Here is a 14,710-nt window from a genome sequence, read left to right on the forward strand (position 1 = left end):
CATGGGTTTTTCGCCTGGGAATCTGGTGACCGCACGCGGCCGTGAATGGGTGGTGCTGCCCGACAGCACCGATGATTTCCTGGTGCTGCGCCCGCTCGGTGGACTCGACGACGACGTCGCCGGTGTTCTCGCGAGCGAAGGTGTTGAGCCCGCATCGTTTCCGCCGCCGTCCGCCGATGACCTCGGTGACCATTTCAGTGCCCGACTTCTCACGAACGCCCTCCGTATCGGGTTTCGATCCACTGCCGGGCCGTTCCGCTGTCTGGGTTCGATCGCCGTGCAGCCCCGCGCATATCAGCTGGTACCGCTGATGTTGGCGTTACGTCAGGACGTGGTCCGGCTACTGATCGCCGACGATGTGGGGATCGGCAAGACTGTCGAAGCGGGTTTGATCGCGGCCGAACTCCTGGCGGTGGGTGAAGCCCGGGGGTTGTCGGTGCTGTGCTCACCGGCGCTCGCGGAACAGTGGCAGTCGGAACTGCGGGAGAAGTTCGGGTTGGAAGCCGAACTCGTGTTGTCCTCGACAGTGCGGCGCCTTGAACGCGGCCGGATCGGCAGTGAGTCGATTTTCGAACGCTATCCGATCACGGTGGTATCCACCGACTTCATCAAGTCGTCGAGAAGGCGGCACGAGTTTCTGCGCACCTGCCCGGACATGGTAATCGTCGATGAGGTCCATACCTGCGTCGCTGCGGCCGGGCAGGGCGGATCGGGCCGAACCCAACGTTACGAATTGATGCGGGAGCTCGCCAAGGATCAGCGGAGGCACATGATCTTAGCCAGTGCCACACCACATTCGGGTAATGAGGAAGCGTTCCGCAATCTGCTCGGGCTCCTCGACCCGGCACTGGAGATGGTGGACCTGGAGCAACGATGGGGCCGAGAGTTGCTGGCCCGGCATTTCGTGCAGCGCCGGCGCGGTGACATCCGCCGCTACCTGGATGAGGACACCCCATTTCCGAAGGACCGGCTCACCAAGGAAGTCGCGTACACACTGTCGGACGAGTATCGGTCATTGTTCGACCGGGTCCTGGACTACGCACGGGAAACCGTCCGCACCGACGACGGTGACCTGACCAAGCGGGTGAACTGGTGGTCCGCGCTCGCGTTGCTGCGCGCGCTCGCGTCGTCCCCGCGCGCCGCTGCGCAAACGCTGCGCACCCGGGCCGCCTCGGCAGCGGCCGGCACACCCCACGAGGCGGACATCATCGGGCGCGCGGTGGTTCTCGATCAGGCCGACGACGAGGCCGTCGAAGCATCCGACACCACGCCCGGCGCGGCTCCGGAGTCCGGCCAGGATTCGGCCGAACGCAAACTCCGTGGCTTCCTCACGGAAGCGAGGAAACTGGAGGGAAAAGCCGATCGTAAGGTCGCCGCTCTGGTCAAGGAGGTCAAAAAGCTCCTCGCCGAGGGCTGCGACCCGATCGTCTTCTGCCGCTTCATCGACACCGCCGAGTATGTCGCCGAGCAACTCGATAAGGCGTTGGGTCGCACTGTGACTGTGCGGCCGGTGACGGGCACACTCCCGCCGGCCGAGCGCGTGTCACGTATTGAGGACCTGACAGCGGCAGAGGGACGCCACGTACTCGTGGCCACCGACTGCCTGTCTGAGGGGGTCAACCTGCAAGAGAGTTTCCAGGCTGTGGTGCATTACGATCTCGCCTGGAATCCGACCCGGCATGAGCAGCGGGAGGGCCGGGTCGACAGGTTCGGGCAGCGCGCCGATCAGGTTCGGGCGGTGACGCTCTATGGCCGCGACAACAAGATTGACGGCATCGTGCTCGAGGTGTTGCTGCGTAAGCACGAGCAGATCCGAAAGGCCACGGGTGTGTCGGTTCCGGTGCCCGACAGCAACGGTGCCGTGGTCGAGGCACTGATGGAAGGACTGTTGTTGCGCGGCGCCGATGCCGAGCAGCTCTCCCTGGATCTGGGCGTTCAGGCGAAGCAGGGCAGCCTGTTCGACGAGTGGATGTCGAGCGCCGAACGGGAACGTCGCGCGCAGACCAAGTACGCACAGCACGCGATCAAGCCCGAGGAGGTGTCGGCGGAACTGACTGCGGCACGTGAATCACTCGGCACCCGCGACCAGGTCCGTTCCTGCGTCGAAAATGCCTTGCATGCTTTGCATTCCACAGTGCGAACCACCGAAAACGGCATGCTCGCCACACTCGCTCCCCTGCCCCTGGGCGTGCTGGACGCGCTACCACCGGACCGGAACGACCCGCTGTTGTTCGCCGACGACCTTCCGGTCCGCCGTGGCGATGCCGTACTGTCGCGTACCGACGCATCGGTGGAGGCCATCGCGGGTTATGTCATCGAGTCGGCCCTCGATGAGGGGCTGGACCCGGAACTCCGCCCGGCCAGACGTTGTTCGGTGGTGCGCACGGCTGCGGTATCGGTGCGCACCACCCTGCTGGTCACCCGCTACCGCTTTCACCTTGAGCTTCCGTCCCGGACGGGGCTGCGTCAGTTGATTGCCGAGGATGCCGCCACATTCGCGTTCGAGGGTTCTCCCGCCCAGGCCCGATGGCTTGGCAAGGACAAGGTTCCCGACTTGCTGGCCGCCACACCGAGCGGCAATGTTCCTGCCCCGCAGGCCAAGCAGTTCATATCGCGCGCTGTCGACGGAATCGACACCCTCCGCCCCTATTTGGAGGATCGGGGCAAGGAAATGGCGCAGGAGTTGTTGGCCTCGCACCGGCGGGTGCGGCAGGCGTCGGCCGAGATCGTTCGTGGTTTGAAAGTCACCCCGGAGCCCGGCGCCGATGTGCTCGGGGTGTTTGTGTTTATTCCGGATTCGGCTGCGGGGAGTGGGCGATGAGCCTGGATCAGTTTGTCGGGGTGCGGATCGTCGGTGGTCTGCTACCGGCCAACCTGCCTTCGCTGCTGTCCTCCGGTCATGATCCTTCGGGTAAAGCACTGCTACCCAAGGACTATCACCTTGTCGCGGGTGAGACCGTCCGCGACGCCGCCAACCGGGTGTGGGCGTATCTGCGGGGCGCGTGGACCGGTTACCGGGAAGCACTCGAGCAACTGCCCGACGGCGCACCCACCACCTCGCTCACCCGTGAACGTTTCCTGCTGATCCTGCTCGACCAGCTCGGTTATGGCCGGGTGGCCACCACCGGACGCGGCGGCATCGTCGCCGACGGCCAGTCCTTCCCGGTGTCGCACCTGTGGGGTATCACGCCGATCCACCTTCTCGGTGCCGGTACGTCGCTCGATACCCGCACCAAGGGTGCCGCGGGGGCGGCCGGGGCGTCACCGCAATCGATGGTCCAGGAGCTACTCAACCGCAGTGACACGCATCTGTGGGCGATCCTGTCGAACGGACGTACACTGCGGTTGCTACGCGATTCGACATCGCTGGTCGGGTCCGCGTATGTGGAGTTCGACCTGGAAGCGATCTTCGACGGTGACCTCTTCCCTGACTTCCTGCTGCTGTACACCTTGTGCCAGGTGTCGCGGGTGGAGGTGCTGGACGAGGAGATCGGCGCGTCATCGTGCCGTCTGGAGCAGTGGCGCACTGAGTCCATCGAGTCCGGTTCGCGTGCGTTGAATCAATTGCGGGACGGAGTGGTGGATGCGCTGCGGACCCTTGGTCGCGGTTTCCTCGCCCACCCCGACAATGGTGAGCTGCGTGAGCAACTCGCGTCCGGTGACCTCTCGGTCGCCGATGTGCACCATGCTCTGCTACGGGTGGTGTACCGGCTGCTATTCACTTTCGTCGCCGAGGACCGGGGCGTACTTCTGGACCCCGGCGCCGACCCGGTTGCGAAGGCCCGCTACGCGGAGTACTTCTCCACCGCACGCCTGCGCAGGACATCGCGCCGGCGGCGTGGTGGTGGCCGGTACGGTGACCGATGGCAGGCGCTGACGCTGGTGTGGCGCGGGCTGGGTAGCGAAACCGGCCGGCCCGAGCTCGCCCTGCCGGGCATCGGTGGTCTCTTCGACATCGGAGAACTGGACTTTCTTACCGAGCACCAGGTCAGCAACGACGCGCTGCTGTCCGCGGTCCGGTCGCTCTCGTTGATCCGGGAGCCGAAATCCGGGGTGCTGCGGGTGGTGGACTACCGCAATCTCGGTGCCGAAGAACTCGGCAGCATCTACGAGGCGCTGCTGGAGTTCGTACCCCACTGGGACGGGGTGACTAAGACGTACACCCTGGATATCGCGTCCGGTAATCAGCGCAAGGACACCGGTTCCTACTACACCCCGACGTCCCTGGTCGACTCACTCCTCGACACCGCCCTGGATCCGGTCCTCGATGACGCGGTCAAGTCGGCATCGGATGCCGAAGGTCAGATCTCTGCGCTGCTGGCCGTCACCGTCTGCGATCCTGCCTGTGGCAGTGGGCATTTCCTGGTGGGAGCGGCACGACGTATCGCCAAGCGGGTTGCCGTGATTCGCACCGGTGACCCGGAGCCCGCGCCCGACCCCGTCCGCACAGCCATGCGCGATGTGGTAGGCCGATGCATCTACGGCGTAGACATCAACCCACTCGCCGCCGAGCTGGCCAAGGTGTCGTTGTGGATGGAAGCCCTGGAACCCGGCCGACCGTTGATTTACCTCGACGCGCAGATCAAGGTGGGGAATGCCCTCATCGGCGCGACACCCGCCCTCCTCGCCGAAGAACTGCCCGACGCGGCGTTCAAACCGATCGAAGGGGACGACAAGAAGATCGCGACCGCGATCACCAAGGCCAACAAGGCCGAACGCAACGATCAGGGCAGCCTGTTCGGCCTGGGCGAAGCACTTCCCACAAACACCTCCCTGGCACGAGAGGTACAGCAGGTCGTCGGTCGCGACACCCTGTCACTGGCCGACGTCCACGTCCAGCAACAGCGTCTGCGGACCTACGAGGACTCACCTGAGTACCGCAACGCCCGACTGGTCGCCGATGCGTGGTGTGCCGCGTTCGTGTGGCCCAAGACCGACAGCGCACCCAAACCGATCACCCACGCCACCATCACCGGTCTGCGAGACGGCACCACCTGGCTGGACAGCAAGCAAGACAACCAGCTTGAACAACTTACCGCCGAGTACCGCTTCTTCCACTGGCACCTGGAGTTTCCGCATATATTCCCCACTGATTCTACCGATTCGGGCACCGTCAATGAGGCGACCGGTTGGGCCGGCGGCTTCTCTGTGGTCCTGGGCAACCCGCCATGGGAGCGAGTCAAGCTGCAGGAGCAGGAGTTCTTCGCGGCCCGCGATCCCGAGATCGCGACTGCACCGAACGCAGCCGCTCGAAAGAAGCTGATTGCGGTGCTGCCGAATACCAACGAATCGCTGTACCGAGCGTTCGTCGCCGAGAAGCGCCGCGCCGAAGGCATCTCACACATCTTGCACAATTCGGGCCGCTACCCGCTCACCGGACGCGGCGACATCAATACCTACGCGGTATTCGCCGAAACCAACCGGAACCTCATCGACGGTAGTGGGCGACTCGGTGCGATCCTGCCGACTGGCATCGCCACAGATGCCACCACCCAGTACTTCTTCAAGGACTTGGTCGAGCACGGATCGATCGCCAGCCTGTATGACTTCGAGAACTCACGCCCCCTATTCGCAGGCGTCCATCGGAGCTTCAAGTTCTGTTTGCTCACCTTGACTGGTCGGGATACCCGCGAGCCAGAGGCCGACTTTGCGTTCTTCGCACACGACCCGACGGACCTACTGCGCCCCGACACCTGCTTCACGTTGAGCCCCGAAGAGATCACCCTCCTCAACCCCAATACCGGAACCTGCCCGATATTCCGATCGCGCCGCGATGCCGAGATCACCCTCGGAATCTACAAACGCGTCCCGGTCCTCATCAACGAGAACGACCCCAAGAACGGAAACCCGTGGGGCATAAAATTTATGACGATGTTCCACATGTCGAACGACTCCGGCTTATTCCATACCCGCGAAGAACTCGAAGCCGACGGTTGGACACTGCGCGGCAATGTCTTCGAGAGAGAGAGAGAGAGAGAGAGAACAACTCCAGCGGATGCTCCCCCTCTACGAGGCCAAGATGATCCATCACTTCGACCACCGCTGGGCCACCTACGAACCCGACGGCGCCACTCGCCTGGTCACCGCCGAAGAGAAAGCCGACCTAAACTTCGTTGTCATGCCGCGCTACTGGGTCGCGGAGCAGGAAGTCACTGCCAAGCTTCCCAGCGGCACTCCCAACGAGGATTTCCTGGCGGGCTACCGATGGATCGCTCGATCGACAGACGAGCGTACGATGATCGCCGCCACGTTCCCACGATCCGGAGCTGGAAACAGTCTGCCAGTCATACTCAGTTCGGGTGACCCAAAGGTCCTGACGGTTCTGATGAGTGCGTTCGCGCTTGACTTTGCTGCCAGACAAAAGCTTGGGGGCGCAAATATGACATTCGGCACGGTATCTCAACTTCCGATCCCGAGCCCGTCCGAACTTAATAAGGTTCCGGAGTGGAGTAACCGCAGCCTTGGCCATTGGGCCAACGATCAGAGTCGACGCATCACCCGACAAGCGCGATCACGGCGATTACTCCGCGCCGAACTCGACGCCGCCTTCTTCCACCTCTACGGAATCGAACGCGACGACGTCGACTACATCATGGATACCTTCCCCATCGTCAAACGCAAGGACGAGGCCCAACACGGCGAGTATCGCACCAAACGCCTGATCCTCGAAGCCTACGACGCCATGGCCGAAGCCGAGGCCACCGGCATCCCCTACCGTTCCTCGACCGGAATCGACGACGCCCAGTTGGAGGCGACCACATGACCGCAGAGATCGAAACCATGCTGCCGCTGTACGAGGCGAAGATGATCGCCGCGTATGACCACCGAGCGGCAGACGTCGTGAAGAGCGAGACGGCAACCAAACGGCAGAACCAACCTCGGTATCTGACCACATTCGAGCACCAAGACGTGACACGTGTGGCATTGCCGTACTACTGGGTCGCCGAAGAGGACATGCCCGAACGGGAGGACGAATGGCTCCTCGCATTCCTTAGGATTACGAGTGCGACGAATCATCGAACGTTTATCTCTAGCGCTTTGCCGTGGTCCGCTGCCGGAGACTCAGTCTTTCTCGCACACGCAGACACAAAACCCAGTTGCCTCTTGGCGTGCTTCAACTCTTTCGTGTTCGACTTCGTTTCCCGCCAGAAGATCTCCGGACTGAATATGCTGTTCTACATTGTCAGGCAGTTGCCAGTGCCCACTCCCCAACAGCTGGCGATGCCATTCACGTGGACCGGCGACAAAACAATCGCCGACTGGATTGACCAACGAGTTCTGGAGCTCACCTACACCGCTCACGACATGCAGGATTTCGGAGAGTCGCTCAACGAGAGCGGCGAGGTATTCGTGTGGGATGAGGATCGGCGCTCCTACATACGCGCCGAACTCGACGCCGCCTTCTTCCGTCTCTACGGCATCGAACGCGACGATGTCGACTACATCATGGACACCTTCCCCATCGTCAAACGCAAGGACGAGGCCGAACACGGCGAGTACCACACCAAACGTCTGATCCTCGAGGTCTACGATCGAATGTCTGACCTGCCCGAGCAGAGGTCCGTGTAACCCACATACGCAATCGGACGTCAGAGCATCGCTACCAGGCCATTCATAGCATGGACCATATTTGCCTTGTATTCCGCATCTATTACCACTCGACGCCCCATAACTTGACGCTTTCCAGGCTTCAGTGCATAGAGCGGAATCCCCTTGGCGAAGGCAACCACTCCCGTCGTCTGAAAGTCTCGAATGCTCACAAATCCATCCTCTAGGTCGGAGAATGTAAACATCTCAGGATTTGACCTAAGGAGGCCATCAACGTCAGCGTCGATTGATCGCAGCACCGCCGCGTAGGCGGACGCATCCGTAATGTACTGAGTGATTCGATTCTTTGCAATCAAATGCACCTTCGGAAGCGATCGGTTCGCATCTCGTAGCCTGGTTGCGAATGCATATTGCGAGTAGATCTCGGATGGCAACTTAAGCCCATAGACAAGCGAGAAGGCGTTCTGAATCGCCCTTCGCGAAGAGTCATCCGCCATTACCGGCAGTACTAAACGATCAACCACAGACAGAGCGATTTGCGTATAGATCGAGAAGCTCGGATTGCAGTCAATGAACGCGACATCGTACCTATTTGACGATAACTCCAAGAGATCCTTGAGCCAATCGATCACCGCAAGCCAAGCGTTCGTTCCAGGAATGTTTGTATTAGCGAGGGTCGATATGGCATTCGACTGTAGTTCCAGAAGCGGATCCCCGCAGATGAGGTCCACATTTGTCGGGATATCAGCATTAATCGTCGCCGGCGTTGTTATATAGTCGTCAAATCGCACTGCCGACGGCATTGTGAATGGCGCAGGCAGCCTTTGCTGGAAGTAGCCACCAATAGTAGCTCTCGGAACCAACCCCTGAATACCGAGAAGTTTATCGCTCCCACCATTATCCAGACCTCCGAGTAGCAGTTCAGATAGATTCGCTTGAGGGCAAACATCCACAACCAGTATCCGCTTGTCCGGGTTCGCGTGCGCATAAAAGCAGACAGACTGGAAGCACAGGCTCGTCTTCCCAGTTCCACCCTTATTGTTCCAGTAACCGTACGTCAGCATCGGCCAGCTCCTAGGTCGTTGTTACCACCACCGCCCGGCGGAGGTGGACGGCATAGCGTCCACAATGGACGGTATCACGTACAACGTAGACATCAAGGTGTCCTCGTTATACGTTCTCCTTAGCGGAACTAGACCGGCAGGAGTACCTGTGCAGAACCTCGCTAGACGTCATCAGCGGCGCCGTCCGGACCACCGACGATGCAAGCCCTTCGGAGCAAGTTCGAATGAGTGATCCGTGGCACCACCCCCACAAGGAGTGCCGGGAGACGCTTCACCTCGCGAAAGAACTCGGCTGGCCGGCCCCGGTCAAAGCGAGCAACCATGGCGGGTTGGTCCTGAACTGCCCCGAGAGCGATCCCGGTTGTCGCCTCAGGTTCTACTCGACACCGAAGGGTGTCGAGAGCTGGGCCCGCAACGCACGTCGCAAGATCAAGCAGTGCCCGCACGTCGCCGACGAGACGCCTTTCGACAGAGTTGAGCGCCTGCTTGGGCAGGCAGAGAGGCTCCTGGTCGCGGCCGAAACGGAGCTGAAACGGCAGGACGCTGCAAACCACGCCCTGGAACTACTCGCCGAAGCCGACGGTCAACTCGATCAGGTCGATCGGGAGCTGACAGACTTGGAGGCTGAGTTCGAGGCCGCCGCCACCGCCGAGCAGCAACTCGCGGCCGATCGAGACCTCCTCGTCGAGGACCAAGAGGACGGGTGGACACCCGAGGAGTTCGTCGAGAAGGCGAGTTTCGGCCTCCGTACGGTCCGTACTGAACTGCGCGATCTCCCTGCCAGGAACCCTCGCCACCAGGCAGGAACCGAACGACATGATGCGGCGGTTGCCCGCGTCACGAGCCTCAGAGCACGCCTGGAATGCCTATAGGCGCTGCCATCTGCCAAAGTCGCCCCAAGTCTTACCAAGTCGCCGCGGGTTCGGTACCGTGGTTGGCAACTGCCAACCGCAGACTATTTGCCTACCGAGAGGAGGCGCGTTCGATATGGCAACCTTGCCCGTAGGAGTGCGAATCTCCGGTCTCGACTTTGACGACGACGCGACGTTCCAGGTACTCGGCGAGAAGTACCCCGATACCTTCCTCGCAGGCGAGCAGCCCTGCGTGCTCATGATGTCAGTGTCCGACGCGGACCCGGTTTCAGCCGTTGTCGAGCTCGTCCGCGCGATGCAGGCCGACCTGCCGCAGCTTCGCGTACACGGTGTCGACCGCGATCTGGTGGGCACCACCGATATCGCGCACCGCGCGGGCGTGAGCCGCGAGGGCGCACGCAAGTGGAGCCAGGCCGAGGGGTTCCCCCAACCGTTCGACTACCTCCAGACAGCCTCCATGCCGGTGTGGGCGTGGACCGAAGTCGCGCAATGGCTGAAGGAAGCACGGGGGCTGGAAGTCGACGACCCGTTGCCCACTGTGCAGGTCCTCACCCAGATCGAGAACAGCCTGATGCGCAATCCCGACCACACAACCATCGAATGGCACCAGATTCAGTACCCGAGCCGCACCCCTGGTCACGTCATGAATCGAGACTTCGCGTTGTCCGCGCTTGAACGTTCTGTTGCCGCCGCCAGTCGTTTCGGCGCAACTCCCAACTTCCAACCCATACCAGTTCGCTAGGAATCAGCCTGATGATCACGATCTCCGGCGACACCGACGAACCGTCGCCAGAAGCGGTCAATCTGATCATCGCGGCGACCTCACCAGCCCAGATTCGTGTCGATGAGGTCGAGGCCGGGCCCGTACGGACGAGCGCATTTACCAGTTCTGGCTACTCGCTTGGTCGCGGCATTCCCCAGTACGCGCTCGCCGGCAACGATGACCACCTCCTGGTGCGGATCGAACACACCCTCACCATCGGCGACGACGACTCCACAGCACAGACAACGATCCGCGTCGTCCACCTAGCAACTTTCGAATGCACAGATGACCTGGAAACCACCGCTCCGGCAATCGCGGAATGGTTCGAAACGGCGGTGTACTTCATCATCTACCCGTACGTCCGCCAATTCTTCACCGCCCTGACAGCCGACATGGGAATTCCACCTGTAGTGCTCGACTACCTGCGTCAGCCCCAACGGGACGATTCAGGTTCAACCGACGCATCGACCAACCACGAGTAGCGAAGATCGGTGTCGCCCGTGCCAACCGACTCGCCCACGATGTCGCTGGGCCATGCCGCATTGATCACCCTCATCACCGAGTACGTACCGTTCGCCCTCGACGCGTCACGAGACGAGGCGCAGTACCTCATGTACTTCCTCCACGTACTCGGCGAACCCCTTGAACTTCAGTACACGCTGAACAGGAACGGCCCGGTCTCCGCGGGTGTCGATGTCCTGTTCAGTGAGGTTACCGAGCATTTTGCGACCAATTGCCCCGCCACGGCCTACGCCAGTTGGACTGGTGTGCCCGTCGACGTCGAGCGTCAAGCACACGAGGTCGTCGCACATCACCCGGGTTCACGTCTGCGCGTCGCGCGCGTCTCCGAAGTCATCGATGGGTTCGAATCCGCGTACGCCTTACAGTTGCTGGCAACCGTGCAGTGGATGGTACGACACGTCCCTGAGGCCGCGAATGACCTCGCTATCACGGTCCGGGCAATCGGTGAATGGACGACCCATGATCCCCGCATGTACACCGAGGAGCACATTCGTATCGCATGGTCCGCGCTGCGCGACCGAACGACCACAACCTATCGCCCCAGGTAAGGAGCCGAACCACCTTGTCCGGCAATGCAGACAAACCAGACCCTTCCCTGAACCGGTCCGCAGCACCGGCCGTCGAGAACATCGGTCGCCGATCGAAGCCCCAGTACGCACCAAGCCCGGACGTTGCACGCGCATGGCGTGTCTATGGTTCCAACGTCGGCGGCACCGACATGGTGCCGATCTGGCGGAAGAAATCCTCGGTATCGCTCGCCGCGAAGTTCCTTCCGAGCGTGGACTCGGATATCAGCTTGGAGGATCTGAAATCGGTTGTTGAAGAAAGCTATTCGTCATTCAACTACACCGTGCGCAAAGAGAAGGCCGACGAGTTCTATTCATTCCTCGCCCGAATGAGCCGCGGCGATCTGATAGTAACAGTGAGCCAAGGCCGAGTCTACTTCGGCACGGTCACCGGCGACGCCGTGTACGCCCGCGACAGCGCAGGCCGATCCAAACTGCGGCGGCCCGTTCACTGGCATGAGAAATCCATCTCCACCGCCCAACTACCCCCCGAGCTGTCCACCCGACTCAACGAGACGGGCGAGGTCCTCGACCTCACCGGTCAGGTCGACACCATTCGTACCCTCATCGACCTGCCGCGACCAGGGCCATCGCACTCGTCGCTGCACATTCCCGACGCCGACGAGTCCCTCGCCGAACACCTGAACGTCGGCCAGGACTGGCTGCAGGAATGTATCGACCTGCTCCGGGACCGTCCCCAGCTCATCTTCTACGGCCCGCCCGGAACCGGAAAGACCTACATAGCAAAGACATTGGCCCGACATCTCGCCGGTCCAGACAGAGTCAAGATCGTGCAGTTCCATCCCGCCTACTCGTATGAGGACTTCTTCGAGGGATACCGGCCCGGTCAGCAGACCGGGGGCCACGTCGGATTCGACCTGAGGAAAGGACCGCTCCGGAGGCTCGTCGACGAGGCGATCGCGAGCCCTCAAGCGCCGTTCGTGCTCATCATCGATGAAATCAATCGCGGCAACCTCGCGAAAATCTTCGGCGAGCTGTACTTCCTGCTTGAGTACCGCGACGAGCGCATCGACCTCATGTACAGCGAAACCCCGTTCGCGTTGCCGCGCAATATCGTCATCATCGGCACCATGAACACAGCCGACCGGTCCATCGCGCTGGTCGACGCGGCAATGCGCCGACGATTCTCCTTCGTCGCATTGCACCCTTCCCAGGAACCGGCCAACGGCGTCCTGCGCAGTTGGCTCACCGCGACCAATCGGCCCACCGATGTCGCTGATCTCCTCGACGAATTGAACGCCCGGATCGAAGACGACGATTTCAAGATCGGTCCGTCGTACTTCATGCGCGAGTCAGCTTTCACCGATCAAGGGCTACAGCGGATTTGGCGCACATCGATCCTGCCACTCCTCGAAGAGCACCACTACGGCGACGGCATCAACGTGGAAAAGCGTTACGGACTGGACATCATCCGCAAGCGAGTAGCCGACCATGTCGACGCCCGATCAGAAGCCTTCGGCGATGCCCCGGCCAGCGCTGACGCTGACTGAAGGCGGGTATGCCGAACGGCAGCTCACCGGCGACGAGTACGCCGCGCTCCGTGGATCACCACTGGTCGAGGTCACCCCCACCCTCATCGAGGGCGTGTTCACGATCGGCGCCGCCGCCAACAAGGTCGGCGCGCTGGCCGCCGGGGACCTGCAGATCGTAGTCAGACCGAAGATCGCCGACCTCAACCGGCTGATCTTCCTCCTCGGCTACGCGAAGAAGCCCGGCATCTGGCACGACGACCCCGTGCACCTGACCACCGACGACGAACTGTTCCCCGCTCTCGCCGAAGCATTCTCCCGACTCGCCACCCACGCGACCGCTCAGGGGTTGCTCCAGGGCTACCGAACCGTCACCGACAGCCTGCCCGTACTGCGCGGCCGGGTCCTCGCCGGTGAGCAGATGACCCGTCACTACGGTTTCGCGGTGCCGCTCGCCGTCGAATACGACGAGTTCACCACCGACATCGCGGAGAATCAGATCCTGCTGGCCGCCACGCTACGTATGCTCCGCGTTGCCGGTGTCACCACCACCGCGCGACGCCGGCTTCAGCGATTACACCTCGCGTTGGCCGAGGTCACGAACCCTTCTCGGGGTACGACCGCACCCGCGTGGCGTCCTACCCGGCTCAACGCCCGCTACGTCAACGCGCTCCGCCTCGCCGAAGTGATCCTTGCCGCCCAATCGTTCGAACACCACGCGGGTGACCTCGCGGTCAGTGGCTACGTCTTCGATATGTGGCGAATCTTCGAAGACTTCATCTGTACCGCGCTCAGCGAGACATTGACGAGGCGAGGTAACCGGTCGCTGACCCAGCAGCGTGTCTACCTCGACGACGCCGACCGGGTGACGATGCGGCCCGACCTGCTGTGCGTCGACGGCACCGACAACGCGGTTGCCGTCGTCGACGCGAAGTACAAAGCCGAGAAACCCGACGGTTTCCCCGACGCCGACCTCTACCAGATGCTGGCGTACTGCACAGCTCTCGGACTCACCGACGGCCACCTCGTCTATGCGAAGGGGAACGAGACACCAACGTCGCACGTTGTCCGGCGCTCAGGAGTCGTGATTCACTGCCACGCTATCGACCTGTCACTACCGCCGCAGCACTTGCTCGACCGCATCAACGAGTTGGCCCGCTTCATCCTGGCGACCGGCGCCCCGGCGCCGGATATCAGTACGCCAGGTCCGCCCAGTCGATGACGATCGGGAACGGGGCCCTGATGCCGATGCCGGCACCATCGGCCGGAGTCCACTCACCGACGAGAAGGTAGTTGGCCTGGCGCAGCGGACGAACCCCGTCGGGCAGCGGGCCGGGCGTCGATTCCAGGCCGTACGCACGGATCGAGGCGATGGCACTCGCCGAACGATCCAGTGCCGCCTCCCAGTACCAGGGGATACCCGCCGATGCGTACCGCATCCTTTTGGCTTCCACGTCGGTCGGGGAGTTTCCCGGGGACAGGACTTCACCGACCAGGACGACGTCAGCGGCGCGCAGGTCCTGATAGGGCTTGTCGAGGCAGCGGTGGACGAGGAAATCCGGGGTGAGGAAGTCGTTCTTGCCGTCGGCGCTCAGGAACACGTTGGTTTCGGTGGTGACGCGCAGGCAGCGCTCGGGGTTGTCGGACCGGTCGGCGCGAACGCACCGCTCCAACGCCGCCCAGATCCGGTTGGTGAAAGTCTGGTGTTCTGCCGGGCCGCGCCGCATCCACACGACCCGGCCATCCCACAGTTCGACCTGCTCGGCGATCTCCTCGGGCAGTTCCCGGAGTTCCTCCCACGTCATGTACTCGGGGAGATCCGGGCGCTCACCGTACGGAACGGACATGGATCAACTGTATCCGTCCCGACGATCGGGCGCGGTGG

At 62.1% G+C, this 14,710-nt stretch carries 12 protein-coding genes; 10 read left to right on the plus strand and 2 right to left on the minus strand.

What is annotated here, in order from left to right:
* The first annotated feature begins 1 nt into the window (after position 1).
* The 4 genes from GII31_RS20905 to GII31_RS20920 are packed head-to-tail and all read left to right on the plus strand — an operon-like array spanning position 2 to position 7,569.
* Complete coding sequence (locus tag GII31_RS20905) at positions 2–2,821, plus strand: helicase-related protein (protein WP_213245240.1); 2,820 nt, start codon at positions 2–4, stop codon at positions 2,819–2,821.
* Positions 2,818–6,303: an Eco57I restriction-modification methylase domain-containing protein gene (locus GII31_RS20910; RefSeq protein WP_246221986.1), complete on the plus strand. Its 3,486-nt coding sequence runs from the start codon at positions 2,818–2,820 to the stop codon at positions 6,301–6,303. Before GII31_RS20905 ends, GII31_RS20910 begins: the two co-directional genes overlap by 4 nt.
* 22 nt (positions 6,304–6,325) lie before the next feature.
* Positions 6,326–6,763, plus strand: coding sequence for a hypothetical protein (locus GII31_RS20915; RefSeq protein WP_246221987.1), 438 nt, complete (start codon positions 6,326–6,328; stop codon positions 6,761–6,763).
* Entirely contained in the window at positions 6,760–7,569 is an 810-nt protein-coding gene (locus tag GII31_RS20920) for a hypothetical protein (RefSeq protein ID WP_213245241.1), read from the plus strand. The genes GII31_RS20915 and GII31_RS20920 overlap by 4 nt, the downstream gene beginning before the upstream one ends.
* Positions 7,570–7,589: 20 nt before the next feature.
* Here the strand turns inward: GII31_RS20920 and GII31_RS20925 are convergent, their stop codons facing one another.
* Positions 7,590–8,612 (minus strand): ParA family protein, encoded by a 1,023-nt coding sequence (locus GII31_RS20925; protein WP_246221988.1) that lies wholly within the window; start codon positions 8,610–8,612, stop codon positions 7,590–7,592.
* Positions 8,613–8,836: 224 nt separating this feature from the next.
* Here GII31_RS20925 and GII31_RS20930 point away from each other — a divergent pair, with 224 nt between their 5' ends.
* From GII31_RS20930 to GII31_RS20955, 6 genes are all read left to right on the plus strand, one after another.
* Positions 8,837–9,484, plus strand: coding sequence for a hypothetical protein (locus tag GII31_RS20930; RefSeq protein WP_213245242.1), 648 nt, complete (start codon positions 8,837–8,839; stop codon positions 9,482–9,484).
* 115 nt (positions 9,485–9,599) lie between these two features.
* A complete protein-coding gene (locus tag GII31_RS20935; protein ID WP_213245243.1) occupies positions 9,600–10,226 on the plus strand; it encodes a hypothetical protein in 627 nt (208 codons plus the stop codon).
* Positions 10,227–10,237: 11 nt separating this feature from the next.
* Entirely contained in the window at positions 10,238–10,729 is a 492-nt protein-coding gene (locus GII31_RS20940; protein ID WP_213245244.1) for a hypothetical protein, read from the plus strand.
* Between the two features lie 39 nt (positions 10,730–10,768).
* Entirely contained in the window at positions 10,769–11,317 is a 549-nt protein-coding gene (locus tag GII31_RS20945) for a hypothetical protein (RefSeq protein ID WP_213245245.1), read from the plus strand.
* 230 nt (positions 11,318–11,547) lie between these two features.
* A complete protein-coding gene (locus GII31_RS20950) occupies positions 11,548–12,846 on the plus strand; it encodes an McrB family protein (RefSeq protein WP_260840172.1) in 1,299 nt (432 codons plus the stop codon).
* On the plus strand, positions 12,818–14,047 hold the full coding sequence (locus tag GII31_RS20955; RefSeq protein WP_213245247.1) for an McrC family protein: 1,230 nt from the start codon (positions 12,818–12,820) through the stop codon (positions 14,045–14,047). Before GII31_RS20950 ends, GII31_RS20955 begins: the two co-directional genes overlap by 29 nt.
* Here GII31_RS20955 and GII31_RS20960 read toward each other — a convergent pair.
* Positions 14,019–14,672 (minus strand): Uma2 family endonuclease, encoded by a 654-nt coding sequence (locus GII31_RS20960; RefSeq protein WP_213245248.1) that lies wholly within the window; start codon positions 14,670–14,672, stop codon positions 14,019–14,021. The two genes, GII31_RS20955 and GII31_RS20960, sit on opposite strands and share 29 nt — an antisense overlap.
* Between the last annotated feature and the right edge of the window lie 38 nt (positions 14,673–14,710).

Source organism: Gordonia pseudamarae, assembly GCF_025273675.1.
Lineage (GTDB): Bacteria > Actinomycetota > Actinomycetes > Mycobacteriales > Mycobacteriaceae > Gordonia > Gordonia pseudamarae.

What these genes read in the sequence shown, in the direction of transcription:
- GII31_RS20905 (WP_213245240.1), top strand. Translation starts at nt 2, where the DNA reads ATGGGTTTTTCGCCTGGGAATCTGGTGACCGCACGCGGCCGTGAATGG.
- GII31_RS20910 (WP_246221986.1), top strand. Translation starts at nt 2,818, where the DNA reads ATGAGCCTGGATCAGTTTGTCGGGGTGCGGATCGTCGGTGGTCTGCTA.
- GII31_RS20915 (WP_246221987.1), top strand. Translation starts at nt 6,326, where the DNA reads ATGAGTGCGTTCGCGCTTGACTTTGCTGCCAGACAAAAGCTTGGGGGC.
- GII31_RS20920 (WP_213245241.1), top strand. Translation starts at nt 6,760, where the DNA reads ATGACCGCAGAGATCGAAACCATGCTGCCGCTGTACGAGGCGAAGATG.
- GII31_RS20925 (WP_246221988.1), bottom strand. Translation starts at nt 8,612, where the DNA reads ATGCTGACGTACGGTTACTGGAACAATAAGGGTGGAACTGGGAAGACG.
- GII31_RS20930 (WP_213245242.1), top strand. Translation starts at nt 8,837, where the DNA reads ATGAGTGATCCGTGGCACCACCCCCACAAGGAGTGCCGGGAGACGCTT.
- GII31_RS20935 (WP_213245243.1), top strand. Translation starts at nt 9,600, where the DNA reads ATGGCAACCTTGCCCGTAGGAGTGCGAATCTCCGGTCTCGACTTTGAC.
- GII31_RS20940 (WP_213245244.1), top strand. Translation starts at nt 10,238, where the DNA reads ATGATCACGATCTCCGGCGACACCGACGAACCGTCGCCAGAAGCGGTC.
- GII31_RS20945 (WP_213245245.1), top strand. Translation starts at nt 10,769, where the DNA reads ATGTCGCTGGGCCATGCCGCATTGATCACCCTCATCACCGAGTACGTA.
- GII31_RS20955 (WP_213245247.1), top strand. Translation starts at nt 12,818, where the DNA reads ATGCCCCGGCCAGCGCTGACGCTGACTGAAGGCGGGTATGCCGAACGG.
- GII31_RS20960 (WP_213245248.1), bottom strand. Translation starts at nt 14,672, where the DNA reads ATGTCCGTTCCGTACGGTGAGCGCCCGGATCTCCCCGAGTACATGACG.